Source organism: Actinomadura sp. 7K507 (assembly GCF_004348425.1).
Lineage (GTDB): Bacteria > Actinomycetota > Actinomycetes > Streptosporangiales > Streptosporangiaceae > Spirillospora.
On sequence record NZ_SMKK01000023.1, the window covers coordinates 28,809 to 54,966 of the forward strand.

The window sequence follows — 26,158 nt, forward strand, 5'->3', positions numbered from 1 at the left end:
CGGGCCGGGCTTCTGTCGGTGGCGTCCTCTACGGTCGCGCACATGACGGCTGCGCACGGTGTCCAGGGGGCCGGTGTCCAGGAGACTCTGGACGACCTCGGCACGCCATTGTCCGAGGTCACCTTCGTGGTGGTCGACCTGGAGACCACGGGCGGCTCGGCCGCCGACTCGGCCATCACCGAGATCGGCGCCGTGAAGGTCCGCGGTGGAGAGGACCTCGGCGAGCTCGGCACGCTGGTCGACCCGGGCGGGCCCGTCCCCCCGTTCATCACCGCGCTGACCGGCATCACCACGGCGATGGTGACGGCCGCGCCGCGCATCGAGTCGGTGCTGCCCGCGTTCCTGGAGTTCGCGCGCGGCTGCGTCCTCGTCGCGCACAACGCCTCGTTCGACATCGGCTTCCTCAAGGCCGCCTGCGCCGAGCACGGCCACGCCTGGCCCGCGTTCCCCGTCGTCGACACCGTCGACCTCGCCCGCCGCGTCCTGACCAGGGACGAGGTGCCCAACTGCAAGCTCGGCACGCTCGCCCGCTTCTTCCGCACCTCCACCGAGCCGACGCACCGCGCGCTGGCCGACGCCCGCGCCACCGTGGAGGTCCTGCACGGCCTGATCGAGCGGCTCGGCTCCTTCAACGTCACCTCGCTCGAGGAGATGCGCGGGTTCGCCAAGGCGCCCACGCCCGAGCAGCGCCGCAAACGGCACCTCGCCGACGACGTCCCGAGCGCGCCCGGCGTCTACCTGTTCGAGGACGCCTCCGGCGAGGTGCTCTACGTCGGCAAGAGCGGCGACCTGCGCTCGCGGGTGCGCAGCTACTTCACCGGCTCGGAGACGCGGTGGCGCGTCCGCGAGATGGTCGGGCTCGCCGAGAACGTCCGGACGATCGAGTGCGCCACCGGGCTGGAGGCCGAGGTCCGCGAGCTGCGGCTGATCGCCGGGCACAAACCGCGCTACAACCGCCGCTCCAAGTTCCCCGAGCGGGCGATCTGGCTGAAGCTGACCGTGGAGCCGTTCCCGCGCCTGTCCATCGTCCGCGAGTGCCGCACCGACGGCGCCCGCTACCTCGGGCCGATCTCCTCGCGCAGGCAGGCCGAGGAGGCCCGGTCGGCGCTCAACGAGGCCGTCCCGCTGCGCCAGTGCACCCAGCGGCTGACGCTCCGGCTGATCGAGCGCGGCCGGGGCCGCGCGTGCGCGCTCGCCGACATCGGCCGGTGCGGGGCGCCCTGCGACGGCCGGGAGTCCGCCGACGCCTACGCCGTCCACGTTGGGACGGCCCGCTCGGTCATGGAGGGCGACGTGCGGCCCGTCGTCGCCGCCGCGCAGGTGCGCATCGACCGGCTCGCCTCCGAGCTGCGCTACGAGGAGGCCGCCGCCCAGCGCGACCGGCTGGCCGCGTTCGTCCGCGCCGCCGCGCGCGGGCAGCGGCTCGCGGCGCTGTCCCGCCTTCCCGAGCTGGTGGCCGCCCGTCCCGGCTTCGACGGCGGGTGGGAGCTGTCGGTCGTGCGCTACGGGCGGCTCGCCGCCGCCGGGACGGTTCCGCCCCACGCGCACCCCCGCCCCTACGTCGACGCGCTCATCGCCACCGCCGAGACGGTCTTCCCGCCCTCGGGCGAGGCGCCCGGCGGCGTGGCGCTCGGCGAGCCGCCCTCGGCGGGCGCGACGGCCGAGGAGATGGAGTGCGTGCTGCGCTGGCTCGACCTTCCAGGGGTCCGCCTGGTCGAGGTCGGCGGCCCCTGGACGTGCCCGGTGCACGGCGCCGAGGGCCTGCGCGAGTGGATCGACCGCGCCTACGAGGGGACGGCCTTCGACAGGACGCGCGAGCGGCGTGAGGCGTCCCATCCGAGGGGCGGCCGCCGCTAGGGTGACCGGGTAGACCCGCCGCCCGGAGAGGACGACCCCCGCATGGCAATGCCTCTCTACGACAGCCAGCCGGCGAGGCGCGTCCCCTGGGTGACGTACCTGCTGGTCGCGGCCAACGTGGTGGTGTTCCTGCTCACGCCGATGTCGAACTTCGCCGCCTGGTACGGCGAGGACAACGTCCGCGAGTGCAACGCGGCGCATTTCCTCTACGAGTACGCCGCGGTCCCAAAGGAGCTGACAACGGGGGACCAGCAGCCGATGCCGTCGGAGGTCGTGCGGCAGTGCGGGACCGCCGACTTCGACAAGGCTCCCTGGACGTCGGCGTTCACCTCGATGTTCCTGCACGGGGACGCGCTGCACCTGCTGGCCAACGTGGTCTTCCTTTTCGCCATCGGCATGGGCGTCGAGGACCGGTTCGGGCGATTGCGCTACCTGCTCAGCTACCTGCTGTTCGGGCTCGTGGCCGTCTACGGGTACGCCTGGATGTCGCCCGACTCCAGCGGCACGCTCGTCGGCGCGTCGGGCGCCATCGGCGGGGTGCTGGGGGCGTACATCGTGCTCAACCCGAAAGGCCGCATCACCACCCTGGTCGTGCCCATCGTGGTCCGGCTGCCGGCGTGGGCCGTGCTCGGGTACTGGTTCGTCGTGCAGTGGCTGGCGCTGGGCGACGAGCAGAGCAACGTCGCCCGCTCGGCGCACATCTTCGGCTTCCTGGCCGGGCTGGTGTTCGCGGTCCTCGCCCGCAGGGCCGGCCCGGCCGGCCGCATCGCCGCGCTGAGCCGCGGCTGACCGGCTCCCGGTAGGGTCGGACCGTCGGTTTCTCAGGGGCCGTCGGATTCTCAGGGGAGGGTGAAATGGTCACTGCGATCGTGTTCGTCAAGGCCGACGTCGCGCGCATCCACGAGGTGGCCGAGACGATCGCCGCCCTGGACGGCGTCAGCGAGGTCTACTCCATCACCGGGGAGCACGACCTCATGGCCATGGTCCGGGTCGGCGCGCATGAGGAGCTGAACGACATCATCCCCGGCCGCCTGAACAAGGTCCCGGGCATCGTCGGCACCGAGACGCACATCGCGTTCCGCACCTACTCCCAGCACGACCTGGAGCAGGCGTTCGCCCTCGGCCTTCCGGACGCCGACTAGCGCAGGCTCTGGGAGACCTCTACCCAGCGGTCCAGGAGCGTGCTCGCGGCGCCGGAGTCGACGGCGACCGCGGCGCGCTCGTTGGCGTCCCGCAGCGCCCCGGTGAGGCCGTCCGCGGCCGGCGCGCCGTCGTAGGCCGTGATGAGCGCGGCGGCGTTCAGCAGCACCATGTCGCGGACGGGCCCCGGCCGCCCGGCGAACGTCTCGCGGGCCACCCGGCCGTTGAACTCCGCGTCGGCGCCGCGCAGGTCCTCCGGCTTGGCCGGCGGGATGCCGAGGTCGGACGGGTCGAACGTCGTCTCCGCCGTCGTCCCGTCGCGGACCACCCACACCGTGGAGGTGCCGGTGGTCGTCAGCTCGTCCAGGCCGTCGTCGCCGCGGAACACCAGCGACGAGCAGCCGCGCGCGGCGAACACGCCGGCGACGACGCCCGCCATCCGCGGATGGAACACCCCGACCGCCTGGGAGCCGGGCCGCGCCGGATTCGTGAGCGGGCCGAGGAAGTTGAACACCGTCGGCGTGCCGAGCTCGCTGCGCGTCCGTGCCGCGTGCCGCAGCGCCGGGTGGTAGAGCGGCGCGAAGCAGAAGGTGATGCCGAGCTCCGCGGCGACCCGCGCCGTCGCCTCGGGGGAAAGGTCGATGGCGACGCCGAGGTGCTCCAGCAGGTCGGCGGCGCCGCACGACGACGACGCCGCCCGGTTGCCGTGCTTGACGACCCGGACGCCCGACGCGGCGGCGACCACGGCCGCCATCGTGGAGACGTTGACCGTGTGGGCGCGGTCGCCGCCCGTCCCGACGAGGTCGGCGATGGGGCCGGGGACGTCCACGGGCGTGGCGTTGTCCATCATGCCGTCGGCGAGGCCGGTGACCTCCTCGACCGTCTCGCCCTTGGCGCGCAGCGCGACCGCGAAGCCCGCGATCTGCACGTCGGTGGCCTCCCCGGCCATGATGCTGTTCATGGCCCACGCGGTCTCGCCGCTGGACAGCGACTCGCCCGAGAGCAGGGCGTTGAGGAGCGTCGCCCAGGTGGGGCGCGCGTCCCGCTGCCCCGAGGTCACAGGACCGGCAGGCGGGTCTCGATGCGCTTGCGCATCAGTCCGGCGAGCGCCTTGGCGACGGCCATGGGGTCGAGCGGCAGGCTCACCACGGCGTCGGCGCGCGACCAGGTCGCCAGCCAGCCGTCGTCGCGGCGGGCGATGACGGCGAGGACGGGCGGGCAGTCGTACACCTCGTCCTTGGCCTGGCGGCACACGCCGAGGCCGCCCGCGGGCTGCGCCTCGCCGTCCACGACCAGGACGTCGATGCCGCCCTCGTCGAGTCGCTCGACGACGGCGGGCTGCGTCGCCCGCTCGATGAACTCGACCTTCGGGAGGCCGGCGGCGGGGCGGCGCCCGATCGCCATCCGGATCTGTGCGCGCGTGTTCGCGTCGTCGCTGTAGACGAGAACCTTCATCGGGCTCTCCGGGGCGGTGCTCATGGACGTGAAGGCTACCGGGTCGCGGGCCTCGCGGACACGCTCGGGAACCCTAGGAGGGGGGTCATGCGTCACTCACGGGGTAGGGGCGCAATAATGTCGCCCGTGACAGCTTCCGCCATAGAGACAACACCTCACACACGGGCGAACCGTCCCAATGTGGTCAGCGTGGGGACGATCGTTTGGCTGTCGTCCGAGCTGATGTTCTTCGCGGCGCTGTTCGCGATGTTCTTCACGATCCGCTCCGTGACGATCGGCCAGTCCGGGACAGACGCATGGCCGGGCGCCCACCTGAACCTGCCGCTTTCGGCGTTCAACACCACGATCCTGGTGCTGTCCTCGGTGACGTGCCAGATCGGGGTGTTCAAGGCCGAGGCCGGGAAGGTGGGACGGGACGGCGGGCTCCTGAACGTCCGGCGCTGGGGCCTGCGCGAGTGGTACGTGCTCACCTTCCTCATGGGCGCCTACTTCGTGGCCGGCCAGGCGTACGAGTACTACGCCCTCGTCGCGCACGAGGGGCTGACCTTCTCCTCGTCGGCCTACGGCTCGATCTTCTACCTGTCGACCGGCTTCCACGGCTTGCACGTCGTCGGCGGCCTCGTCGCCTTCCTGTTCATCCTCGGGCGGACCTACGCCGCCAAGAGATGGACGCACGAGCAGGCGACGGGCGCGATCGTCGTGTCCTACTACTGGCATTTCGTCGACGTGGTGTGGATCGGCCTGTTCTCGGTCGTCTACCTGCTCGACCTTTGACCGCCCGACCCTGACCACCACCAGACATGACCCGAACGGGGATTTCCGTGAAAAGGATCACCGCATGGCGACGGCGCCCGTGGGCGGGCTACGCCGTCGTGCTGGCGGCCCTGGCGGCGATCGGCGTCGTCTACGCCGGCTTCTCGCCGAAGACCGACCGCGCCGAAGCGCAGAGCAGTGCCCAGGCCGCGCAGGACCTGAAGAACGGCCAGGAACTGTTCAACAAGAACTGCGCCAGCTGCCACGGTCCGAACGCCGAGGGCACCAAGGACGCCAAGGGCAACCCGATCGCTCCGAGCCTGATCGGCGTGGGCGCCGCGTCCGTCGACTTCCAGGTCACCACGGGCCGGATGCCCGCGATGAACCCCGGCGCGCAGGTGCCGCGCAAGGACCCGATCCCCGCCTTCGACACCTCGATCAAGACCGACTACGAGGACCCGGAGAGGCGGCGGGCCGCCGAGGAGCAGCTGGCCCAGGCGCGGAAGAACGTCGCCGACCTGAACGCCTTCATCCAGTCGCTGGGCGGCGGCCCGGAGGTCCCGTCGGCCGAGGCGGTCGACCCCGAGAAGGGTGACGCCGCCCTCGGCGGCAAGCTGTTCCGCACCAACTGCGCCCAGTGCCACAACTTCACCGGGCAGGGCGGCGCGCTCACCGGCGGCAAGTACGCCCCGCCGGTCGACCTCCACAGCGTCACGCCCACCCAGATGTACGAGGCGATGCTGACCGGCCCGCAGGCGATGCCGGTGTTCAACGACACCACCCTCACGCCGGAGGACAAGCGGGCGATCATCGCCTACCTGGTCCAGGTGCGCGAGGAGCCGAACCCGGGCGGTCACGGCCTCGGCCGCATCGGCCCGGTGAGCGAGGGCCTGGTCGGCTGGCTGGTCGGGCTGGGCCTGCTGGTGGTGGCCGCCATGTGGATCACCGCGAAGAAGCCGAAGAAGCTGAAGAAGTCATGAGTGAAGAGAACAAGGAGCCCGCGGGCTCGCAGGACCCGCGCGAGGACGACGGCCGTCGCGAACGCGTGATCGGCACGCCGTCCCCTGCGACGGAGAAGGCACTGCTCGCCGAAGACGACATCTCGGCCCCTGCGGGGGTCGGGGAGCAGCTCGACGAGGCGTCGGCCAAGCGGGCCGAGCGGATCGTCGCGGCGTTCTTCCTGCTCGCGTTCGCCGCCAGCGTGACGTTCATCGCCTACTTCATCGGCTGGAGCGGCCGCGACGGCGGGATGCACGGCGTCCTGGACGCCCGCGAGAGCAACTTCTGGCTCGGCGGGTCGATGGCGGTGGCGTTCCTCGCCATGGCGATCGGCGTGACGATCTGGGTGCGCCGGCTGATGACCAGCAAGCCGATCGTCCAGGAGCGGCACGAGCTGGCCAGCGACGAGGAGAGCCGGTCCGCCTTCGCCCAGGACTTCATGGAGGGCGCCGAGGACAGCGGCATCACCAAGCGGCCGCTGCTGCGCCGCACGCTGCTGCTGGCGGCCGCGCCGCTCGGGCTGGCCCCGCTGGTGCTGCTGCGCGACCTCGGCCCGCTGCCGGAGAAGAAGCTCCGCAGCACCTACTGGGCCGACGCCGTCGAGCGGGCGAAGTCGCAGGGCAAGAGGGGCGTCCGCCTGGTGGTGGACGGCACCGACAAGCCGCTGCGGGCCAGCGACTTCGCCACGCCCGGCGCCATGATCACCGTGCTGCCCGAGGGGATGCACGAGCACGTCTCCCACGAGCAGCTCCTGACGGAGGCCGCCAAGGCGGTCACGATCCTCATCAATGTGCCCGAGACCGAGTTCAAGCCGGCCCCGGGCCGCGGCAACTGGCACGTCAACGGGACCGTGGCCTACTCGAAGGTGTGCACGCACGTGGGCTGCCCCGCGGCCCTGTACGAGCAGACCACGCACCACATCCTGTGCCCCTGCCACCAGTCCACCTTCGACGCCACCGACGCGGCGAAGGTCATCTTCGGCCCGGCCGCCCGGGCTCTGCCGCAGCTGCCGCTGTCGGTGGAGGACGGCTACCTCATCGCCACGAGCGACTTCCCTGAGCCCGTCGGACCGAGCTTCTGGGAGCGCGGATGAGCGACACCACTACTCCGAAGGCCGTCGAGGGCACACTCGGCTTCATCGACGAACGCCTCGGATCCACCACCTTCTTCAGGCGCAACGTCAAGAAGGTGTTTCCCGACCACTGGTCGTTCATGCTGGGCGAGATCGCCCTGTACTCCTTCATCATCCTGCTGCTGACCGGGACGTTCCTGACGCTCTGGTTCAAGCCGAGCATGGTCGAGGTCGTGTACGACGGCTCGTACCCGCAGCTGCAGGGCGTGGCGATGTCCGAGGCGTACGCCTCGACGCTGCACATCAGCTTCGACGTCCGCGGCGGCCTGCTGATGCGGCAGATCCACCACTGGTCGGCGATCCTGTTCATGGCGTCCCTCATGGCGCACATGCTGCGGGTGTTCTTCACCGGCGCCTACCGCAAGCCGCGCGAGCTGAACTGGCTCATCGGTCTCGGGATGTTCACGCTGGGCATCCTGGAGGGCCTGTTCGGATACTCGCTGCCGGACGACCTGCTGTCCGGTACCGGGCTGCGGATCACCCAGGGCGTCGCGGAGTCGATCCCGATCGTCGGCAGCTACATCTACATGTTCCTGTTCGGCGGCGAGTTCCCCGGCACGGACATCGTGTCGCGCCTGTACATGCTGCACATCCTGCTGATCCCCGCGCTGCTGCTCGGGCTGATCACCGCGCACATGATGATCATGTGGCATCAGAAGCACACCGCGATGCCGGTCAAGCACCAGACCGAGAAGCAGGTGTACGGCTACCCGTTCTACCCGGTGTTCATGGCCAAGACGGGCGCCTACTTCCTGTTCACCTTCGGCGTCACGGCGCTGCTGGGCGCGTTCGCGCAGATCAACCCGGTCTGGCTGTACGGCCCGTACGATCCCGGCGCCATCTCGTCCGGCTCCCAGCCGGACTTCTACATGGGCTTCCTCGAAGGCTCGCTGCGGATCATGCCGGCCTGGGAGATCAACGCCTGGGGCCACACGCTCAGCCTGAGCGTGCTGATCCCCGCGCTGCTGCCCCTCGGGATCATCATGACGGGCGCGGCCCTGTGGCCGTTCCTCGAGGCGTGGGTGACCGGCGACAAGCGGCAGCACCACGTCAACGACCGCCCGCGCAACGCCCCGGTCCGCACCGCGACCGGCATGGCCGCGGTGACGTTCTACGGGGTGCTGTGGGTGGGCGGCGCGAACGACGTCATCGCCGAGCGGTTCGACGTGTCGCTGTTCGCCACGACGTGGTTCTTCCGTGTGACGTTCTTCCTCGGCCCGATCCTGGCGTTCATCATCACCAAGCGGATCTGCCTGGGGCTGCAGCGCAAGGACGCCGACAGCATCGGGCACGGCGTGGAGAGCGGCGTGATCCTGATGTCGCCGGACGGCAAGTTCTCCGAGCGGCACGAGCCGGCGCGCGACGAGGAGAAGATCGTCCTGCTGTCCAAGGAGAAGGCCCCGCCCGCGCTGCCCGACAAGGACTCCCAGGGCATCCCCGCCGCCAAGGGGCCGATCGGGCACCTGCGCTCGCGGCTGAACCGCGCGTGGAACTTCGACGACATCCCCGTCGAGGAGCACGAGCCCGGACACGGTGAGCACGGGCACGGCGAGCAGGAGGCGATCGAAGGCGGCAAGGGGTCGGAGCAGGTCAAGCGCTGACCCGTGACCCCGGCATCAAGGGGGCCCGGCACCGCACGCGGCGGTGCCGGGCCCTTGCCGTGTCCGCCCGGCCGGGGCCCGCGCCCGGTCCGTATGCTGGCCGGCGATGACCAAGACCCTGTTCGTCACCAATGACTTCCCGCCCCGTCCGGGCGGCATCCAGGCGTTCGTGCACGGCCTCGCCGCCCGGCGCCCGCCCGGCTCGGTGGTCGTCTACGCCCCGGCCTGGAAGGGCGCCGCGGAGTTCGACGCGGCGCAGCCGTTCCCCGTCGTCCGGCATCCGGGTCCGCTGATGCTGCCCGAACCCCGCGTGCTGCGCCGCGCGGCGGACGTGCTGCGCGCGGAGGGCTGCGACTCGGTGGTGTTCGGCGCGGCGGCGCCGCTGGGCCTGTTGGCCCCGGCGCTGCGGCGGCGCGGCGCCGGGCGGCTCGTCGGGATCACCCACGGGCACGAGGCGGGCTGGGCGTCGCTCCCGGTGGCGCGGGGCCTGCTCGGGCGCATCGGGGACGGCGTGGACGTGCTGACCTATCTGGGCGAGTACACGCGGTCCCGGATGGCGCGCGCGGTGTCGCCGGACGCGGCGTCCCGGATGACCCGGCTGGCGCCCGGCGTCGACGACGAGGTCTTCCGGGCGGGCGCCGGCGGCGCGGAGATCCGGGCCCGCCACGGCCTCACGGACCGTCCCGTGGCCGTATGCGTCTCCCGGCTGGTGCCGCGCAAGGGACAGGACGCCCTCATCCACGCCTGGCCGCGCGTCCTGCGGTCGGTGCCGGACGCCGCGCTGCTGCTCGTCGGCGGCGGGCCGTACCGGGCCGACCTGGAACGCCTCGCCGCGTCGCTCGGGGTCGGCGGGTCGGTCGTGTTCACCGGCGGCGTCCCGTGGGAAGAGCTGCCCGCCTGCTACGACGCGGGTGACGTCTTCGCGATGCCGTGCCGCACCCGCCGCCGCGGCCTGGACGTGGAGGGGCTCGGGATCGTCTACCTGGAGGCGTCGGCGACCGGGCTGCCGGTCGTGGCGGGCGACTCCGGCGGCGCGCCCGACGCCGTCCTGCAGGACGAGACGGGGGTCGTCGTTCCGGGCAGGTCGGTCGCCCGTGTCGCCGAGGCGCTCACCGGCCTGCTCGCGGACCCCCGCCGCGCCCGGGCGATGGGGGAGAAGGGGCGCGCCTGGGTGGAGCGTGAATGGCGCTGGGAGGTTCAGGCCGCCCGCCTCGACGGCCTGCTCGCGGCCTGAGATGGCAGGATGCCGCTATGGACATCGAGGACGCATGGGCCCGCGTTCCCGGGGAGGCCGCCCGGTGGCTGCACGATCTGGATCCCGACCACTGCTACTCGGGGTTCGAGCCTCCGCGCCGCCCCGACGCCGTCTGGCTCCTGCACGCGATGTACGCGTGGGAGGAGGGGCTGGTCACCACGACCCACGACGATGTCCACCAGTCCGTGACGGCGGCGGGCCTGACCGACCCGGCCGGTGAGATGCCCGGCGACGTGGGCGACCTGCTGGAGGGTGCGATCGTCACCGGCACCGATCTCGGCCGCAGCGGCGACCCGGGGGCGGGCTGGCGGCGGCTGCGCTGGCGGGAGCTGGCGCGCGGCTTCGGCGAGCCGGCCGTCCCGGAGGGGGAGCTGCCCGGCAACCGCTGCCTGCGGCAGGGGCATCCGGCCGGGAGCTGGTCGGCCGCCATCCAGCCGCCCGCGGAGGGCTGCCTCGACCGGGAGAGCTGGCACCGGCTGATCGGGGTGCTGCTGCGGCACAGCCCGTCGGGCGCCGGTACCCGCTGCCTGGCGTACTACTGCCCCCTCGTCACCGCCGACTGGGACGACGAGACGGTGTTCGCGGGGCGGCTTGGCGACGCGGCCGCGCTGTACGACCATCCGGCCATGTCCAGCTGCCCCTCTGACCTGTGGGCCGAGGACCGCTCCTGGGTCGTCTACTGCGACTGGGACCTGTGGGGGACGAAGATCGTCGGCCCCGCCGCGCTCGTCGACGCCGTCCTGGCCGAGCCGGCCCTGGAGGCCGTGCGCCTCCCCTGGACGCGCTGACGGTCGTGAGACCGGTCCCCGGCCGGGATCCCGCCCCCGCGCCGTAGGCGAGGTCCCGTCCCGGGGACCGGTCGTTCTGGGGGAGCCGAACCCCGCCCTGAAGGCGCGGGGGCCGGCCGCACGTCCGGCAAGGGCACTGCCAATGAACAAACACCCTACGGACCGGTCCGCCGCCTCGGCATGCCCTTAAAGCGCACTTAAGGAATGGATCAGTCGTCACTAAGCCGGTCACCACATGTGGCCAGGTGACACCGCAGGCCGCGCCCTTCCGGCGGCCTTCCTCCGATCACGTAATCAATGGCGGGCGGGCTGAACGCGCCGCGGCGCGCGCACGTATTCCACGGAGATCGGAAGGCCGCGTGATGAGGTCTGTTTCGGATTTTTTGGTGCCAACTCGCTTCTAAGTGGCTCTTGGGGCGTTATGCTCCCGAGTGATCGAGCGGGTTCGTCGAGAATCCGTCCGGGGAACGCGGTGGGAGCGAGCGGGCTCCCGCGCCGCGGTCCCCGTTGTCTCAGCGGGAAGGCCGCCGGGTGATGAGCCGGGCGGTCCGGAGCCAACCGGCGTTCGCCGAGCCCTCCGTCTCCTCCACAGGAGAGGGCATGGCGCGACGCGATATCGGGCATGCGTCCAGGAACGACTCGCATGCTCCACCGTGGGCGGACACGCCCGCGCGTCCCTCGCCGGGACCTGAGCCCCGTCCGGGCTCGAGCTCCGGCGAGGCGAAGCCGCGGCCGCAGTGGCCCGAGGGGTCCTGGTGGTCGGAGCAGCCGGACGGGACCGAGCGGGGACGGCGGTCGTCCCGCGGCCCGAGCCGGCGCGACATCAAGCGGCACGAGGCCCGCGCGAAGCGGTCCCGGCGGCGCGCGGAGGACCAGTTCGGCGCGCGCAACGAGCCCTCCGGGAACCGGGACGACCGGTTCGAGTCGAGGGTGCGCCAGGCGGCCCCGCGGGCGCGGCCCCCGGCGCCCCGGGACGAGCAGCCCGACGCCCGGCTGCGCTTCGGCGCCCGGAACGGCCCGCCGGATGCCCGGACGCGCCAGTCCGGCGCCCGCGACGACGAATCCGGCGCACGGGCGCGGCAGCCCGGTCCCCGCGACGGCCGGCCCGACGCGCGGACCGGGTCCGGTGCCCGCGACGGCCGGTCCGAGGGGCGGGCGCGGCAGTTCGGTCCCCGGGACGGTCAGCCCGGTGCGGGGGCGCGACCGTCCGACCCGGGGGCGGAGCGGTTCGACGCGCGGATGCGGCAGCTCGGCGCCCGCGACGCCGGATCGGGCGGGAGGGCCCGGCAGGGCGGTTCCCGTGATGACCGGTCCGAGGCGCGGACGCGGGGGTTCGGTCCCGGCGACGACGGGTCCGACGCGCGGACCGCGTTCGGTGCGCGGGACGGCCGGCCTGATGCGCGGACCGGCTTCGGTGCGCGGGACGGCCGGCCTGATGCGCGGACCGGCTTCGGTGCGCGGGACGGCCGGCCTGATGCGCGGACCGGCTTCGGAGTGCGGGACGACCGGTCCGAGGCGCGGACGCGGCAGTTCGAGGCGCGGGCGCGGCGGTCCGACCCGGGGGCGGAGCGCTTCGACGCGCGGAGCGAGGGGTTCGGGCCGGGCCGCGACCGGTCGCGGGAGTTCCAGCCGCGTTCCGGGCGGCCGCGGCGCCCGGAACGGCCACGTGCCCAGCGGGTGGAGGACCGGCCCCAGCGGCGGCGGACCCGGTCGCGGCAGCCGGCCGGTCCGCCGGGGCCCAGGCGCCCGGCGCCGCCGCGGCCCGGCCCGAAGGCCAAGCCGCGGCGCGGCCCCGCCGACCGCATGAGCATCGGCGCGATCGTGCTGTCCACCGCCGTCGGCCTGGCCCTGCTGGGCATCGCCGAGCGGGCACTGCTGGACGGCGGGCCGATCGGCGGGGACTCCGGTCCCGCCGGCTCGGAGCGCGCGATCGCGCCGCCGCAGCAGGGCGGCGCCCCCGGGGAGCAGCAGCCGCAGCAGCCGCGGCAGCCCGGCGAGGGCGGCGGGGCGACGCCCAAGTCCCCGCCGAACCTGGGCGTGCTCGCCGGGCAGGTGCGCAAGCTGACGATCGACGAGCGCGGCGCCGCCGCCCGGCAGTCCTACGGCGCGCCGGCGGGCGGCCGCCCGATCGTGGACACCTCCCGGACGAGCGCCGACAACGGCTGGGTGCTCGGCACGACCGCGCTCCCCGTCCCCACCGGCAGCCAGGCCTCGCCCGAGGTGGCGTTCTACGCGGCGCGCTGGACGGGCGAGAGCTGGCAGGTCGCGCTGTCGGGCGGCAAGGAGTTCGGCGCCCTGCTGGACGCCGTCCCGGCGAACGTCATGCCCGCGGCGGAGGTGCGCGCCCTGCGCCGGTACAGCTCCGTGACCGCCGGGCAGGCCACCGCGCTCGTCAACGGCACCCGCGCCGGTGACGGGCTGGTCCTGCCGTGGAAGGTCGGCGAGGTCTGGACGATGACGACCTCGGAGGGCGCCTCGCGCCCGCTGGGCTCGCTGGCGTTCTCGGGCGGCGACGGCCGGGTCGTCGCGGCCGGCGACGGACGCCTCTACCGCTTCTGCGCCGACTCCACCGGCAACGCGCTGATCATGCTGATCCACCCGAGCGGCGTCGCCAGCACCTACTACCACCTGCGGGGCGTGTCGCGGGTGCGGGACGGCGGCGTCGTCGAGCAGGGCGCCGCGCTCGGCCGCACCGGCACCGACCGGCCCTGCGGCGGGGCGGCCTCACCGCGCCCCGAGGTCGGGTTCGGGCTGCGCAGCGGCGGCGGGATCGTCCCGCTCGACGGCGCGCAGATCGGCGGATGGACGTTCCGGGAGCGGGCCGACCCCCTCCTCGGGTTCGCCGAACGAGGCGCCCTCCAGGTGCTTCCCGGGGGCCCGATGGCCAACCTCGGCCGGGCCCCCGTGGCGGACGATCTTCCATCGTCATCGCCGTCCCCCCGTCCGTCGGCGGGTCGCGGCGCCGGATCGCCTCCCGCCCCGGCGGCGGGCGCTACCCAGAACAGGAGTCAGAGCGGTGCGAATTCGCAGCAGTGATGATCCCATGGTCCCCACCTGGGCCCTGCGCCTCGTCCTCGCGGGCGCGGTGCTGGTGCTCGTCGGCGCGGCGACCCCGCAGGGCGCCGTCGCGGTCGCGAACGTGCAGTACTTCCTCAACTTCTTCGCCGGTGTCTTCGCCCTCGTGGCGCTCACCGTCGCGGTGATGAGCGGGCTGCTGGCCACCGACCGCCTGATCCTGAAGATCCGGCACCGGGTCCTCGCGCAGGCCCTGCACCGCGCCTCCGCGATCGTGGCGGTCGCGATGCTGTTCGCGCACGTGCCGGTGAAGGTGATGGCGGGCCTCGCGCTGCCCGCCAACGTCATCATCCCGACGGCCGGGGCGATCGGGCTCGGCACGATCGCGTTCGACCTCATGCTCGTCATCGTCATCACCGGCATGCTGCGGGCGCGGTTCGCGTTCCGCGGCAAGGCGTGGGTGTGGCGGACGATCCATGCCCTGGCCTATGTGGCCTGGCCGTTCGCGATCGTGCACGGCCTGATCGCCGGGCGGGCCGCGGCGAACTGGGTCGTGCTCGCCTACGTGCTGAGCGTCGTGTTCGTCGTGCTCGCCCTCGCCACCCGGCTCATCGTGGTGGTCAAGCCGCGGGAGCTGAACCGGGCCGGCGACGGCATCGACCCGTTCACCCGGCCGGACGGCGCCGGACGCCGGCGCGACCGGCGCGCGATGGCGGCGATGGAGCACGAGGAGGGCCGCGCCGCCGCGGCCGCCCGCGCCAGGGAGGCCGATCCCTTCGACGACTACGCCGGCTACGACGAGTTCGAGGACTTCGACGACCCGCGCGGCACCGTCAAGGACCCCCGCGGCATGCCCGTGTACGGCGGCGGACCTGACACCGAGGTCTACCGATGACCTCGGCCGTCACCGTCTCCGGAATCGGCGGGCCCCGGCTGACGCTCGGGTTCGACCGGTTCGACCGGCTCGACCTCGACCGGCACCTGGCCGTGCACGGCAAGCTCCGCGCACCGGAACTGGACGACCTCGTCCGCATGTGCGAGCAGGTCGATCTGAGGGGACGCGGCGGCGCGGGCTTCCCGTTCGCCCGCAAGCTGATGGCCGTGGCGGCGCGGGTCAACTACCCGACCTCCGACGAGACCGTGCTCCTGCCCGGTGAGACGGGCGGTTCGCGCGGCTCCAGCGAGGACGTCGTCATCGTGGTGAACGGCGCCGAGGGCGAGCCCGGCAGCGCCAAGGACAAGGTCCTGCTCGGCCGGGCGCCGCACCTGGTCCTCGACGGCGCCCAGATCGCCGCGGCCGCCCTCGGCACGCAGCGGATCGTGGTGGCGGTCGAGGACGACGAGGCCGCCCGCTCGGTCCGCGCCGCGATCAGCGAGCGGCGGATGCCGGCGCGGGTCGTCCGGCTGACCGAGCGGTTCATCTCGGGGGAGAGCGGCGCGGTGGTCCGCGCGATCAACGGGGAGACGCCGATCCCGCCGGGCGTCAAGGTCCGCGCGTCCGAGTCCGGCGTGGACGGCGAGCCGACGCTGCTGTCCAACACCGAGACATTCGCGCAGCTCGCCGTGCTCGTCTCCCTCGGCCCCGACCTGTACGCCTCGGCCGGGACGGAGGACGAGCCGGGCACCACGATGCTCACCGTCGGCGGGACCCAGGTCGTGGAGGCGCCGCTCGGTACCCCGCTCGAGACCGTCCTCGACCTCTGCCAGGTGCCGCCGTCGCCGGGCGTGCTCGTCGGCGGCTACCACGGGATGTGGCTCGGCCCCGCCGGGACGTCGCGGGCCGTGCTGTCGCGCGCCGGGATGCGCCGGGTCGGCGGGACGGTGGGCGCCGGGATCATCCTGCCGCTCACCCGGGGCACCTGCCCCCTCGGCGAGGTCACCCGGATCGCCTCCTATCTGGCCGCGCAGTCGGCCGGGCAGTGCGGGCCGTGCCGGCTCGGTCTCCCCGACGTCGTGCGGTCGCTCAACTCCCTGACCGAGGGGGCGGGGACGGTGGAGGACGTCCGCCGCTCCGCCGGCATCGGCCGCGGCCGGGGCGCCTGCACCCATCCGGACGGGACCGCCAGGTTCGTGCTCTCGGCGATGGAGGCGTTCGCCGCCGACATCGACGAGCACCGGTGGGGCGGCGGCTGCGGCCAGTCGACCTACGGGGTGCTGCCGCTGCCGGTGCCCGACGGCTCGGAGGGCCGGGTGGCGATCGACTGGAGCCGCTGCGACGGGCACGGCCTGTGCGCGTACATCGTCCCGGAGCTGATCCAGCTCGACCGTTACGGCTTCCCGGTGGTGCTCGGAACCGACATTCCGCCGTGGATGGAGAAGGACGTGCAGAAGGCGGTCGCGATGTGCCCCGCATTGGCACTGCGCGTCGTCGACGGCGTCCCGGGCATGCCGTCGCGGCGCTGACCCGCGGGCCCGCCGGGCCGATTCCGGGCCGCGATAAAAGAGGAAAAAGATGAGTGCCTTTGAACCCCGGCCCCGGCGCGGTGCGTACCACTCCCAGAACCCGCGCCGGGCCCATCGAGAGATCCTCGAAAGGAGGAAGAAGTTCCCTTGAGGAAATCTTACGGAATCGCCGGAATGGAGAGGCCTTCGCGCTTTCGCTTCGGCCGTGCCCTGCTGATTCTGGCGGCCGTCGCGGCCGTAGGGGCCGCCTTCGTGGTCGTCATGAACCCGGTCGGCGTCCCCACCAGCGGAGCGGCGAACCTCGGTGGCACCGTGAACACTCGCTGGGGACGGCTGAGCACTTTGGACAGAAAGCTGCTTGTCGCGGTGCGACAAGCCGGCCTGTGGGAGATCCCTGCAGGCCAGCAGGCACAGCAGCGTGCCTCCAGCCCCCGGGTGAGGGAGGTCGCCGAGATCATCTGGCAGCAGCACGTGCAGCTGGACGCGGATGCTCGCGCGACCGCGGAACGCCTCGGCGTGATTCTTCCCAATGAGCCCAACGGGAGCCAGAAGGCCTGGCTGAGAGAGATGTCGGGCAAATTCGGCGCCGATTACGACAAGATCTGGGTGCACCGGCTGCGCGCCGCGCACGGCGCGGTGTTCACCGTGATCGCCAAGGTGCGCTCGCAGTCCGAGAACAGCGAGGTCCGTGCGTTCGCAGAACGCTCCATGAAGTTCGTGAACACGCACATGTCGCTGCTGGAGAGCACGGGCCTGGTACCCAGGCGTGCCCTGAAATGACGTACATCCCACCCCGCAAAAGGGAGTACCTTTCCATGGGAAGCAGGAAGAAAGCCTTCGCCGTGATGATCCCGGCGCTCGCCCTTGTCGCGTCGGCGTGCCAGGTGGAGCCCGGCGGGAACGCGGCTCCGCAACCCGGCGCGAGCTCGCCGGCCGCCGGTGGCGGCGATCTCGACGGCGGCGGAATCAACGACGTCGACAACCCCGGCGACCCGGGTGGCGGCGGCCAGCAGCCCAGCGAGCAGCCGCCGGAGGGCGGCGGCCAGCAGCCGGGCGAGCAGCCTCCCGGCGACGGTCAGCAGCCCGGCGAGCAGCCGCCCGGAGACGGCGAGCAGCCCCCCGGCGACGGTGAGCAGCCGCCCGGGCAGGGCCAGCCCAGCGAGCAGCCTCCCGGCGATGGTGAGCAGCCCCCCGGTGACGGCGAGCAGCCGCCCGGTGAGGGCGAGCAACCTCCTGGAGACGGCGAGCAGCCCCCCGGTGACGGCGAAGAGGTCGAGATCCCGGAGCTGCGGCCGGACCAGTACGTCCCGATCGAGCAGGCGCCGCGCGTGCGGCAGCCGCGCGCCGGCGGGCAGGGCTCGACCGGCGTGTTCGACGTGGGCGACTGCGGCACGAACGAGGGACAGGCGCACAGCAACCCCGACAACGTGGTCGCCGCGCCCGGCGTCGTGAACGGTGCGCACCACATCCACGACTACGTCGGCAACCTCGACACGGACGCCTTCTCGACCGACGAGACCCTGGCCGCCGCCGGGACGACCTGCGAGAGCGGCGACAAGTCGACGTACTACTGGCCGGTGCTGCGGCTCCGCGCGGGCGAGGACACCTCGGACCGCGCGGAGCAGAACCAGACCGACGGCAACATCGGCAGCATCGTCGAGCCGACCGAGGCGCGCCTGCAGTTCCTCGGCAACCCCCGCAGCCAGGTGACCGCGATGCCGCCGTTCCTCCGGATGGCGACCGGTGACGCCAAGGCCGTGACGAACGGCCTGCAGAACGCGAAGGCGCAGTGGACGTGCACCGGCTTCGAGGAGCGCGCGTTCACCGACAAGTACCCGCTCTGCCCCGAGGGCAGCCTCGTCACGCGCGTGCTGAACTTCGCGAGCTGCTGGGACGGGCAGAACACCGACAGCGCCAACCACCGCGACCACATCGCCTTCCCCGACGAGCGGACCGGAGCCTGCCCCGAGGGCACGCAGGCCGTGCCGCAGCTCCGGATGACGCTGACCTACGACCTGCCTGCCGAGCCGCTGGCGTTCGCGCTGGACAGCTTCCCCGAGTCCGGTCATGACCCGGTGACCGATCACGGCGACTTCATCAACGTGATGGGCGAGGAGCTGATGCAGCAGGCGGTCACCACCATCAACGGCGACGGCCAGGGCCAGGGCAACGGCCAGGGCGACGGCCAAGGCCAGGGCCAGCCTGCTCCCACGGCCAGTCCCACCCAGGCGCCGGCGGACCCCACCCAGGCGCCGGCGGACCCCACCGAGGAGCCGGCCGCTCCGACCGAGGAGCCGGCCACTCCCTCCCAGGAGCCCGCCACCAGGAACGGGCACGGTCACTGATCCATCCGACGTCCGGGTGACCCGGACCGCCCTGGGGTGACCCGGACGCGCGGCCGGTGAGGATGCCGTCTTCGACCTTCGGCGGCGCCTCACCGGCCGCGCCCGCGACCGTCCGCCGGCCCCGCCGTCCAACGGACGAACGGTGTCCGGCGTTACGATCGCGGCATGGACATCGTGATCGCGGGCGGCCACGGGAAGATCGCGCTGCGGCTGTCGCGGCTGCTGGCCGCGCGGGGGGACACCGTGCTGAGCATCATCCGCAATCCCGGCCACGCGGACGGCGTGCGCGCCGCCGGCGCCGAGCCGGTCGTGGCCGACCTGGAGTCGGCCGACGCCGGCGAGGTCGCCGGCCACCTGTCCGGGGCGGACGCGGTCGTGTTCGCCGCCGGGGCCGGCCCCGGCAGTGGCGCGACCCGCAAGGACACCGTCGACCGGGCCGCCTCGGTGCTGATGGCGGACGCCGCCGAACGCGCCGGCGTCCGCGGCTTCGTGCAGATCTCCGCGATGGGCGCGGGCGAGCCCCCCGCCGCGGGCCGCGGCGAGGTCTGGGAGGCCTACATCAGGGCCAAGGGCGAGGCGGAGGACGACCTGCGCCGCCGCGACGCCCTCGACTGGCTGATCCTGCGGCCGGGCCGCCTCACCGACGACCCGGCCACCGGCAGGGTGAGGCTCGCCGAGCCGCCCCTCGGGCACGACGCGGTGACCCGCGAGGACGTGGCGGCGGTCATCGCGGCGCTGCTCGACGCCGGCGACGTCCGCCGCCGCACCCTCGACCTGCTCAACGGCGACACCCCGGTGGAGGAGGCGGTCGCCGCCCTGCGCTGACCGGGATCGGCCGGAGTGGCGGGATCAGCCGGTGTAGAGGGACTCGATCTCGTCGGCGAAGTCCTTGATCACGACGTTGCGCTTCACCTTCAGGCTCGGCGTCATGTGGCCGGCCTCCTCGGTGAAGTCGACGCCGAGGATGACGTGCTTCTTGATCGACTCCGCCTGGCTGACCGACTTGTTGGCCTCGGCGACCGCGGCCTCGATCTCGGCGACCACGTCGGGGTCGCGGCGCAGCTCGTCCACCGTCATCGTCTCGGCCTTGCCGTGCTGGGCCTTCCACGGGCCGAGCGCCTCCTCGTCCAGCGTGACGAGCGCGCTGATGAACTTGCGGCCGTCGCCGACGACGAGGCACTGGCTGATCAGCGGGTGCGCGCGGAGCCTGTCCTCCAGCGGCGCGGGCGCGACGTTCTTGCCCGCCGCGGTGACGAGGATCTCCTTCTTGCGCCCGGTGATCCGCAGGAACCCGTCCTCGTCGAGGGAGCCGAGGTCGCCGGTGTGGAACCAGCCGTCCTCCAGGGCCTCCTTGGTGGCGGCCTCGTTGTTCCAGTAGCCGCGCATGATGTTGATGCCGCGGACGAGGACCTCGCCGTCCTCGGCGATGCGGACGTCCACGCCCGGGATCGGCTGTCCCACCGTGCCGACCTTGAGGGCCGTCGGGCGGTTGACGCTGGCGGGCGCGGTCGTCTCGGTGAGGCCGTAGCCCTCCAGGATCGTGATGCCGACGCCGCGGAAGAAGTGCCCGAGGCGCTCGCCGAGCGCCGCACCGCCCGACACCGCGTAGGTCACCTTGCCGCCGACGGCGGCGCGCAGCTTGCCGTACACCAGCACGTCGAAGGCCTTGTGCTTCGCCTTGAGGCCGAGGCCCGGCCGGCCGCCGTCCAGCGCCCGGCTGTAGGCGATCGCGGTCTCCGCCGCCGCCTTGAAGATCTTGCCCTTGCCGTCGGCCGACGCCTTCTGCTCGGCGCCGTTGTAGACCTTCTCGAACACGCGCGGGACGGCCAGCAGGAACGTCGGCTGGAAGGAGGCGAGGTCGGGCAGCAGGTTCTTGATGTCGCTGTGCCCGAGGACGATGCCGCCCTCGATCGTGGCGACCTGGATCATGCGGGCGAACACGTGCGCCAGGGGCAGGAACAGCAGCGTGGAGCTGCCCTCGACGGCGACCTCGGCGATCGCGCCCTGGACGGCGTTGCGGGAGGTCGACACGAGGTTCCCGTGGGTGATCTCGCAGCCCTTGGGGCGTCCGGTGGTGCCGGAGGTGTAGACGAGCGTGGCGAGGTCCGCGGCGTCGCGGGAGCCGCGGCGCTCCTCCACCACGTCGTCGCCGATCTCGGCGCCCAGTCCCTTGACCTCGTCGACGCCGCCCGCGTCGATGACCCACACGTGCGCGAGGTCGGGGAGGTTCCCCCGGACCCCCTCGACCAGGGCGACGTGCGCCTCGGTCTCGGCGAAGACGGCCTTCGCGCCGGAGTCGCCGACGATCCACTCGATCTGCTCCGCGGACGACGTCTCGTAGATGGGGACGGAGACCGCGCCCGCCGTCCATACCGCGTAGTCGAGGACGGTCCACTCGTAGCGGGTCCGCGACAGCAGGCACACCCGGTCGCCGGACTCGATCCCCGCGGCCGCGAGGCCCTTGGCGACGGCCGTGATCTCGGCCGCGAACTCGGCCGCGGTGACGGCGCTCCAGGCGTCGCCGCTCCTGCGGCGCGCCACGATGGCGCCCGGCTCCTCACCGGCCCGGGTGAAGGGCGCGTCGGTCAGTGTGGCGGAGTCGGGGACCTCCACCATCGCGGGGACGCTGAACTCGCGCACGGCGTGCTCCTATGGTCGGTCTTCGAGGTGGCGGGGAAGGCCGCGGAGGCTTCTCCGTGCACGAATGATACCTGCGAGTAGGGGTTTTTCCCGGACGTACGGTCCATCGGCATCGGCTGACAGCGCGGGTTAACGGACCGGCAAAGACCGGCCGCCGTCCCCGGGCCGCCGCCCGCGGTCGCCTACGCTTGGGCCGTCGCACACGAACGGTTCCGGGGGATCGCCATGTCACTGCTCGAAGTGATCGCGCTGACGGCCGAGGACGCGCGGGCGGCGCAGGACGGCGGCGCCGACCGGATCGAGGTCGTCGCCGACATGGCCGCCGACGGCCTGACTCCCGATCCTGACGTCGTCGAGGCCGTCCGGGAGGCCACGTCCCTGCCGATGCGGGTGATGCTGCGGGCCAACGCGGGGTTCCGCACGACCGGGTTCGAGCTGGACCGGCTGCGGCGCGCCGCCGCGGGCCTCGCCCAGGCGGGCGCGGACGGATTCGTCCTCGGGTTCCTCGACCCGTTCGGCCACGTCGACACGGCCGCCACCGGCAAGCTCGCCGCCGACGCCGCCCCGCTGCCCTGGACGTTCCACCGCGCGATCGACCACGCCGCCGACCCCGGCTCCGCCTGGGACGCCGTCCGCGGCCTCGGCGGCGGGCTCGACACGGTGCTCACGGCCGGCTCCGCGCGGGGCGTGGACGCCGGGGTCGGCGTCCTGGTACGGCGCGCCGCCGAGGACCCGGCCTCCGCCGAGATGATCATGGCCGGGGGCGGGCTGCGCCGCAAGCACGTCGCGATCCTCGCCGCCGCGGGCGTCACCGCGTTCCACGTCGGTACCGCCGTCCGCCCGGACGGCGCCTGGGACGCCCCGGTGGACCCCGTCCTCGTGAGCGAGTGGCGTTCGCTGGTGTCCGCCGCGGCCGGCTGACCACCGCTCGCGCGCGCCCGGGGTTTGGCCGGGCGGGCGCGGAACCCGGCCGTTCTCGCGAGCAGTGTGTCCTATTAGAGTCGGTTCATGCGGATCCATGTGGTGAGCGACGTCCATGGACGCGCGGACGCGCTGCCCGGCGCGGCGGACGGCGCGGACGTGCTCATCTGCCTGGGCGACCTGATCCTGTTCATCGACTACGACGACCACGCGCAGGGGATCTTCGCCGACCTGTTCGGCCAGGAGAACGCCGACCGGTTCATCGCGCTGCGCACCGAGAAGCGCTTCGACGACGCCCGCGAGTTCTCCCGGGGGCTGTGGTCGTCCCTGGACGGCGACGCGTGGGCGCACATCGAGCGCGCCGTCGACCGGCAGTACGCCGAACTGTTCGCGGCCATGCCGTCCCCCGCGTACCTGACGTACGGCAACGTGGACGTCCCGCGCATGTGGGGCGCGCATCTGCGCGAAGGCCACCGGGTCCTGGACGGCGAGACCGCGGAGATCGGCGGGCTGCGGTTCGGGTTCGTCGGCGGCGGCCTGCGCACCGAGTACCGCACCCCCTACGAGCTCGACGACGACGCCTTCGCCGCCAAGGTCGAGGCCGTCGGCGAGGTGGACGTGCTGTGCTGCCACATCCCGCCCGACGTGCCGGAACTGCTGTACGACACGGTGGCGCGCCGGTTCGAGCGGGGGAGCAGGGCGATCCTGGACGCGATCCACCGGACGCAGCCCAGGTACGTGCTCTTCGGGCACGTCCACCAGCCGCTCGCGAGCCGGATGCGCATCGGCCGCACCGAATGCGTGAACGTGGGCCATTTCCGGGCCCGTGGCGTGCCGTACGTCCTGACGGTGTGAAAGATACTTTCTCTAGGACAGCGGGCCCGCGCGGGCCCATGGCGAGCCGGAGGGAGACGCAGATGGCGGACCGCACGAGTTCCACCATCACGGTCAAGGCGGGGAAGGCCGGGATCATGGCGGTGATCGCCGACCTCGAGGCGTACCCGAAGTGGGCGAGCGGCATCCGGGAGATCACCGTCGAGGAGACGGGGCCGGACGGCCGGCCTTCGCGCGCCAGGCTCACGTTCGACGGCGGCCCCTTCAGCGACACCGTCGGGCTCCGCTACACCTGGGAGGACGACGACCGGGCGGCGTGGGAACTGGTGGAGGGGGGCTCCGTCGTCACCGGCCTGCACGGCTCGTACACGCTGGACGAGCGGGACGGCGCCACCGAGGTGACCTACGAACTCGCCGTGGACGTCCGGATACCGCTCATCGGCATGGTGAAGCGCAAGGGCGAGAAACGGATCATCGACACGGCCCTCAAGGGCCTCAAGCGCCACATGGAGAACTGAGCAGCCCCGAGGCGATACCGTGCACGCCGACGACCGATGGAAGATGGACTCATGAGCGAGCAGCCGGGCGGAGCCCTGGACGAGGCGGCCAAGCTCTTCGACGCCCTGATCAGGCGCGTGAGCGGCGGAGGCGAACGAGACCCGGGCCGGGACGCCGGCGCGGACCCGGGCCGGGACGTGTGGGGCACGGCCACCGCCGAGGAGCCGCGCATCGCCACCGGCGCCCCGGAGTGCCGCGACTGCCCGGTCTGCCGGGCGATCGCGGTCAGGCGCGAGGCGGGCGGCGACGTGGGCCGGCATCTGCACGAGGCCGGGCAGTCGCTGATGGCCGCCGCCCTGGACGTGGTCGCCGCGTTCGACCGGACGCGTTCCGACCGGACGCGTGGCGACCGGACGCGCCGGAACCGGCCGCCCGAGCCGCCGGAGGCGTCGAAGAGCGCGCGGGCGGGTAGGTCCGATCGGTCGGAACGTCCGGAGAGGGGCGATGCGTGGTCGGCCGCCACGGACGGCGGCCCCGCGGGCATCGGATAGTGCGGTACGGGCTCCAGCCGGGGCGCGCGAGGAGGAGGAAGGGTACATGGCCCTGACCATCGGCGTGGATGTGGGCGGCACGAAGGTCGCCGCAGGGGTCGTCGACGACCGGGGAACGATTCTGGAGAAGGTGCGCAGGCCGACTCCGTCGACCAACCCGAAGGAGACCGCCGAGACCATCGCCGAGGTCGTCGACCTGCTGGCGGGCAAGTTCGAGGAGGTCTCGGCGGTCGGCCTGGGCACCGCGGGCTTCGTCGACGAGGACCGCGCCACCGTGCTGTTCGCGCCGAACCTGGCCTGGCGCGAGGAGCCGATCAAGGAGAAGGTGGAGAGCCTGGTCGGGCTGCCGGTCGTGGTGGAGAACGACGGCAACGCCACCGCGTGGGGCGAGGCGAGGTTCGGCGCCGGACGCGGCGAGAACATCCTCGTCCTGGTGGCCCTCGGCACCGGCATCGGCGGCGGCATCATCATCAACGGCGAGCTGTACCGGGGGCGCTTCGGCATCGGCGCCGAGATGGGCCACTTCCGCGCCGTCCCGGACGGCCGGCGCTGCGGCTGCGGCAACCGCGGCTGCTGGGAGCAGTACGCCAGCGGCAACGCGCTCGTCCACGAGGCCCGCGACCTGGCCAGGGTGGCGCCCGCGATGGCCGGGCGCCTGCTGGAACTCGGCGGCGGCCGCCCCGAGGGCATCAGCGGCCCTGAGGTGTCGCAGGCGGCGCGCGAGGGCGACAAGGCCGCCCTGGAGTGCTTCCGGACCATCGCGCACTGGGCGGGCCAGGGCCTGGCCGACCTCAGCGCGATCCTCGACCCGGGCGCGTTCATCATCGGCGGCGGACTGTCGGACGCCGGCGACCTGCTGCTCGACCCGATACGCGCGTCGTTCGAGGACGCGCTGACCGGCCGCGGCCACCGCCCCCTGCCCGACATCCGCATCGCCGAACTCGGCTCCGCCGCGGGCATCGTCGGCGCCGCGGACCTGGCCCGTGTCCGGCCTCTCCAGGACGTCATCGTCTAGCGGCGTCAGCGGATATGACCTCCGTCCGGCTGCTGAGCTACAACGTCCGGTCGCTGCGGGACGACCCGGCCGCCGTGGCCCGGGTCGTCCGCGCCATCGCCCCGGACGTCGTCTGCGTGCAGGAGGTCCCGCGCTTCGGGGCCTGGCGCGTCCGGCGCCGCCGCCTGGCGCGGGCGTGCGGCCTGCGGATCGCGGCGGGACGGCGGGCGTGCGGGCTCGCCGTCCTCACGGCGCCGCACGTCCGCCGGGAGGGCCGCGAGTTCCACCTGCTCACCCCCGATCCCGGCCTGCACCGCCGCGCCCTGGCGATCGCCGTCCTGGAGACCGGCGGGACGCGCTTCATCGCCGCGTGCACCCACCTGGACCTGGCGGACGGCCCGCGCCTGCGCCACGCCCACGAGATCCTCACCCACCTGGACCGCGCCCGCGCCCGCTACCAGGCCCCGGTCGTCCTCGCCGGCGACATCAACGAGGAACCGGGCGGCCCGTCCTGGACCCTCCTGACCGAACACTTCCAGGACGCCTACGCGGTCGAACCCGCAGGAGGCGAACCGACTTTCTCCGCCCGCAACCCCACCAGACGCATAGACGCGGTCTTCACCGACCCCACGATCCAGATCACGAGCTGCGGAGTACCGGTCGAGAACACCGCCCTCACAGCCGACTACCCCAAAGCCACAGACCACCGCCCCCTGGCAGCGGACGTGGAGGTCCCCTGAGCCGACCTCGGCCACGCACGCGAGCGCAGTGGGCCGTTACTGCAAAGAATTCAGACGACGGCGCCGTCGTCGGGGTCGCGGGGTTCGTCGCCCATGCGCAGGACGAGGGTGACGAAACCGCCGATGAAGGCGGCGACGGCCAGGAAGGCGGCCCAGCCGGGGACCTCCCAGTCGAGGATCACGGTGACCAGCAGGTAGACGGGACCGCCGATCAGGGCGGCCCAAGCGCCCTTGGTG

General features: G+C 73.0%; 24 protein-coding genes and 1 pseudogene. 21 read left to right on the top strand and 4 right to left on the bottom strand.

The genetic code is table 11. The annotated features are described in order from the left end of the window. The first annotated feature begins 42 nt into the window (after positions 1 to 42). The 3 genes from E1285_RS08075 to E1285_RS08085 all read left to right on the top strand — a co-directional run bounded on the left by E1285_RS08075 (position 43) and on the right by E1285_RS08085 (position 2,999). Positions 43 to 1,857: a DEDD exonuclease domain-containing protein gene (locus tag E1285_RS08075; protein ID WP_132149692.1), complete on the top strand. Its 1,815-nt coding sequence runs from the start codon at positions 43 to 45 to the stop codon at positions 1,855 to 1,857. Positions 1,858 to 1,899: 42 nt separating this feature from the next. Next, the gene (locus E1285_RS08080) at positions 1,900 to 2,646 is read left to right on the top strand and encodes a rhomboid family intramembrane serine protease (protein WP_132149694.1); all 747 of its coding nucleotides are present in this window, start codon (positions 1,900 to 1,902) and stop codon (positions 2,644 to 2,646) included. Positions 2,647 to 2,711: 65 nt separating this feature from the next. Beyond that, positions 2,712 to 2,999: an Lrp/AsnC ligand binding domain-containing protein gene (locus tag E1285_RS08085; protein WP_132149696.1), complete on the top strand. Its 288-nt coding sequence runs from the start codon at positions 2,712 to 2,714 to the stop codon at positions 2,997 to 2,999. Here the strand turns inward: E1285_RS08085 and trpD are convergent. After that, positions 2,996 to 4,057 carry an anthranilate phosphoribosyltransferase gene (gene trpD / locus E1285_RS08090; protein ID WP_132149698.1) on the bottom strand — a complete coding sequence of 354 codons (1,062 nt, stop codon included), beginning with the start codon at positions 4,055 to 4,057 and terminating at the stop codon, positions 2,996 to 2,998. The two genes, E1285_RS08085 and trpD, sit on opposite strands and share 4 nt — an antisense overlap. Next, positions 4,054 to 4,476, bottom strand: coding sequence for a response regulator transcription factor (locus E1285_RS08095; protein WP_132149700.1), 423 nt, complete (start codon positions 4,474 to 4,476; stop codon positions 4,054 to 4,056). Before E1285_RS08095 ends, trpD begins: the two co-directional genes overlap by 4 nt. A 93-nt stretch (positions 4,477 to 4,569) precedes the next feature. Between E1285_RS08095 and E1285_RS08100 the strand changes: the two genes are divergently transcribed. The 12 genes from E1285_RS08100 (at position 4,570) to E1285_RS08155 (ending at position 19,568) form a co-directional block, all read left to right on the top strand. Continuing rightward, positions 4,570 to 5,226: a heme-copper oxidase subunit III gene (locus tag E1285_RS08100; RefSeq protein ID WP_132149702.1), complete on the top strand. Its 657-nt coding sequence runs from the start codon at positions 4,570 to 4,572 to the stop codon at positions 5,224 to 5,226. A 47-nt stretch (positions 5,227 to 5,273) separates the two neighbouring features. Then, the gene (locus tag E1285_RS08105; RefSeq protein ID WP_132149704.1) at positions 5,274 to 6,185 is read left to right on the top strand and encodes a c-type cytochrome; all 912 of its coding nucleotides are present in this window, start codon (positions 5,274 to 5,276) and stop codon (positions 6,183 to 6,185) included. After that, on the top strand, positions 6,182 to 7,297 hold the full coding sequence (locus tag E1285_RS08110; protein ID WP_132149705.1) for a Rieske 2Fe-2S domain-containing protein: 1,116 nt from the start codon (positions 6,182 to 6,184) through the stop codon (positions 7,295 to 7,297). Before E1285_RS08105 ends, E1285_RS08110 begins: the two co-directional genes overlap by 4 nt. Then, a complete protein-coding gene (locus E1285_RS08115; RefSeq protein ID WP_132149707.1) occupies positions 7,294 to 8,937 on the top strand; it encodes a ubiquinol-cytochrome c reductase cytochrome b subunit in 1,644 nt (547 codons plus the stop codon). Before E1285_RS08110 ends, E1285_RS08115 begins: the two co-directional genes overlap by 4 nt. Before the next feature lie 106 nt (positions 8,938 to 9,043). After that, positions 9,044 to 10,171, top strand: a complete 1,128-nt coding sequence (locus tag E1285_RS08120) for a glycosyltransferase family 4 protein (RefSeq protein WP_132149709.1) — start codon at positions 9,044 to 9,046, stop codon at positions 10,169 to 10,171. Between the two features lie 17 nt (positions 10,172 to 10,188). After that, positions 10,189 to 10,980, top strand: a complete 792-nt coding sequence (locus E1285_RS08125) for a hypothetical protein (RefSeq protein ID WP_132149711.1) — start codon at positions 10,189 to 10,191, stop codon at positions 10,978 to 10,980. A 600-nt stretch (positions 10,981 to 11,580) separates the two neighbouring features. Further along, on the top strand, positions 11,581 to 14,016 hold the full coding sequence (locus E1285_RS08130; RefSeq protein ID WP_132149713.1) for a peptidoglycan DD-metalloendopeptidase family protein: 2,436 nt from the start codon (positions 11,581 to 11,583) through the stop codon (positions 14,014 to 14,016). A 7-nt stretch (positions 14,017 to 14,023) separates the two neighbouring features. After that, a complete protein-coding gene (locus tag E1285_RS08135) occupies positions 14,024 to 14,890 on the top strand; it encodes a hypothetical protein (RefSeq protein WP_132149715.1) in 867 nt (288 codons plus the stop codon). Next, on the top strand, positions 14,887 to 16,398 hold the full coding sequence (locus E1285_RS08140; protein WP_132149717.1) for an NADH-quinone oxidoreductase subunit NuoF family protein: 1,512 nt from the start codon (positions 14,887 to 14,889) through the stop codon (positions 16,396 to 16,398). Before E1285_RS08135 ends, E1285_RS08140 begins: the two co-directional genes overlap by 4 nt. 174 nt (positions 16,399 to 16,572) lie before the next feature. Beyond that, positions 16,573 to 17,178, top strand: coding sequence for a DUF4142 domain-containing protein (locus E1285_RS08145; protein WP_132149719.1), 606 nt, complete (start codon positions 16,573 to 16,575; stop codon positions 17,176 to 17,178). Between the two features lie 35 nt (positions 17,179 to 17,213). Continuing rightward, positions 17,214 to 18,743 carry a DUF1996 domain-containing protein gene (locus E1285_RS08150; RefSeq protein WP_207946472.1) on the top strand — a complete coding sequence of 510 codons (1,530 nt, stop codon included), beginning with the start codon at positions 17,214 to 17,216 and terminating at the stop codon, positions 18,741 to 18,743. A 165-nt stretch (positions 18,744 to 18,908) separates the two neighbouring features. Then, on the top strand, positions 18,909 to 19,568 hold the full coding sequence (locus tag E1285_RS08155) for an NAD(P)H-binding protein (protein ID WP_132149721.1): 660 nt from the start codon (positions 18,909 to 18,911) through the stop codon (positions 19,566 to 19,568). Positions 19,569 to 19,592: 24 nt separating this feature from the next. Here E1285_RS08155 and E1285_RS08160 read toward each other — a convergent pair whose 3' ends face one another. Further along, positions 19,593 to 21,383: a long-chain fatty acid--CoA ligase gene (locus E1285_RS08160; RefSeq protein ID WP_132149723.1), complete on the bottom strand. Its 1,791-nt coding sequence runs from the start codon at positions 21,381 to 21,383 to the stop codon at positions 19,593 to 19,595. 225 nt (positions 21,384 to 21,608) lie between these two features. Between E1285_RS08160 and E1285_RS08165 the strand changes: the two genes are divergently transcribed. From E1285_RS08165 to E1285_RS08190, 6 genes are all read left to right on the top strand, one after another. Continuing rightward, a complete protein-coding gene (locus E1285_RS08165) occupies positions 21,609 to 22,304 on the top strand; it encodes a copper homeostasis protein CutC (protein WP_132149725.1) in 696 nt (231 codons plus the stop codon). Positions 22,305 to 22,391: 87 nt separating this feature from the next. Beyond that, positions 22,392 to 23,159, top strand: a complete 768-nt coding sequence (locus tag E1285_RS08170; protein ID WP_132149727.1) for a metallophosphoesterase — start codon at positions 22,392 to 22,394, stop codon at positions 23,157 to 23,159. Between the two features lie 62 nt (positions 23,160 to 23,221). Then, entirely contained in the window at positions 23,222 to 23,656 is a 435-nt protein-coding gene (locus tag E1285_RS08175) for an SRPBCC family protein (RefSeq protein WP_132149729.1), read from the top strand. A gap of 51 nt (positions 23,657 to 23,707) precedes the next feature. Then, complete coding sequence (locus tag E1285_RS08180; protein WP_132149731.1) at positions 23,708 to 24,187, top strand: hypothetical protein; 480 nt, start codon at positions 23,708 to 23,710, stop codon at positions 24,185 to 24,187. A gap of 46 nt (positions 24,188 to 24,233) precedes the next feature. Next, complete coding sequence (locus E1285_RS08185) at positions 24,234 to 25,202, top strand: ROK family glucokinase (protein WP_132149733.1); 969 nt, start codon at positions 24,234 to 24,236, stop codon at positions 25,200 to 25,202. A 14-nt stretch (positions 25,203 to 25,216) separates the two neighbouring features. Next, positions 25,217 to 25,921, top strand: coding sequence for an endonuclease/exonuclease/phosphatase family protein (locus tag E1285_RS08190; protein ID WP_132149735.1), 705 nt, complete (start codon positions 25,217 to 25,219; stop codon positions 25,919 to 25,921). Between the two features lie 50 nt (positions 25,922 to 25,971). Here E1285_RS08190 and E1285_RS08195 read toward each other — a convergent pair. After that, positions 25,972 to 26,158, bottom strand: a pseudogene (locus E1285_RS08195) (hypothetical protein); the annotation flags it as partial.

Coding starts and splice junctions, on each gene's coding strand:
- E1285_RS08165 (WP_132149725.1), top strand. CDS start 21,609: ATGTCACTGCTCGAAGTGATCGCGCTGACGGCCGAGGACGCGCGGGCG.
- E1285_RS08140 (WP_132149717.1), top strand. CDS start 14,887: ATGACCTCGGCCGTCACCGTCTCCGGAATCGGCGGGCCCCGGCTGACG.
- E1285_RS08110 (WP_132149705.1), top strand. CDS start 6,182: ATGAGTGAAGAGAACAAGGAGCCCGCGGGCTCGCAGGACCCGCGCGAG.
- E1285_RS08100 (WP_132149702.1), top strand. CDS start 4,570: ATGTCGCCCGTGACAGCTTCCGCCATAGAGACAACACCTCACACACGG.
- E1285_RS08180 (WP_132149731.1), top strand. CDS start 23,708: ATGAGCGAGCAGCCGGGCGGAGCCCTGGACGAGGCGGCCAAGCTCTTC.
- E1285_RS08175 (WP_132149729.1), top strand. CDS start 23,222: ATGGCGGACCGCACGAGTTCCACCATCACGGTCAAGGCGGGGAAGGCC.
- E1285_RS08135 (WP_132149715.1), top strand. CDS start 14,024: ATGGTCCCCACCTGGGCCCTGCGCCTCGTCCTCGCGGGCGCGGTGCTG.
- E1285_RS08170 (WP_132149727.1), top strand. CDS start 22,392: ATGCGGATCCATGTGGTGAGCGACGTCCATGGACGCGCGGACGCGCTG.
- E1285_RS08145 (WP_132149719.1), top strand. CDS start 16,573: ATGGAGAGGCCTTCGCGCTTTCGCTTCGGCCGTGCCCTGCTGATTCTG.
- E1285_RS08150 (WP_207946472.1), top strand. CDS start 17,214: ATGGGAAGCAGGAAGAAAGCCTTCGCCGTGATGATCCCGGCGCTCGCC.
- E1285_RS08085 (WP_132149696.1), top strand. CDS start 2,712: ATGGTCACTGCGATCGTGTTCGTCAAGGCCGACGTCGCGCGCATCCAC.
- E1285_RS08185 (WP_132149733.1), top strand. CDS start 24,234: ATGGCCCTGACCATCGGCGTGGATGTGGGCGGCACGAAGGTCGCCGCA.
- E1285_RS08125 (WP_132149711.1), top strand. CDS start 10,189: ATGGACATCGAGGACGCATGGGCCCGCGTTCCCGGGGAGGCCGCCCGG.
- E1285_RS08115 (WP_132149707.1), top strand. CDS start 7,294: ATGAGCGACACCACTACTCCGAAGGCCGTCGAGGGCACACTCGGCTTC.
- E1285_RS08095 (WP_132149700.1), bottom strand. CDS start 4,476: ATGAGCACCGCCCCGGAGAGCCCGATGAAGGTTCTCGTCTACAGCGAC.
- E1285_RS08075 (WP_132149692.1), top strand. CDS start 43: ATGACGGCTGCGCACGGTGTCCAGGGGGCCGGTGTCCAGGAGACTCTG.
- E1285_RS08080 (WP_132149694.1), top strand. CDS start 1,900: ATGGCAATGCCTCTCTACGACAGCCAGCCGGCGAGGCGCGTCCCCTGG.
- E1285_RS08155 (WP_132149721.1), top strand. CDS start 18,909: ATGGACATCGTGATCGCGGGCGGCCACGGGAAGATCGCGCTGCGGCTG.
- E1285_RS08190 (WP_132149735.1), top strand. CDS start 25,217: ATGACCTCCGTCCGGCTGCTGAGCTACAACGTCCGGTCGCTGCGGGAC.
- E1285_RS08120 (WP_132149709.1), top strand. CDS start 9,044: ATGACCAAGACCCTGTTCGTCACCAATGACTTCCCGCCCCGTCCGGGC.
- E1285_RS08130 (WP_132149713.1), top strand. CDS start 11,581: ATGGCGCGACGCGATATCGGGCATGCGTCCAGGAACGACTCGCATGCT.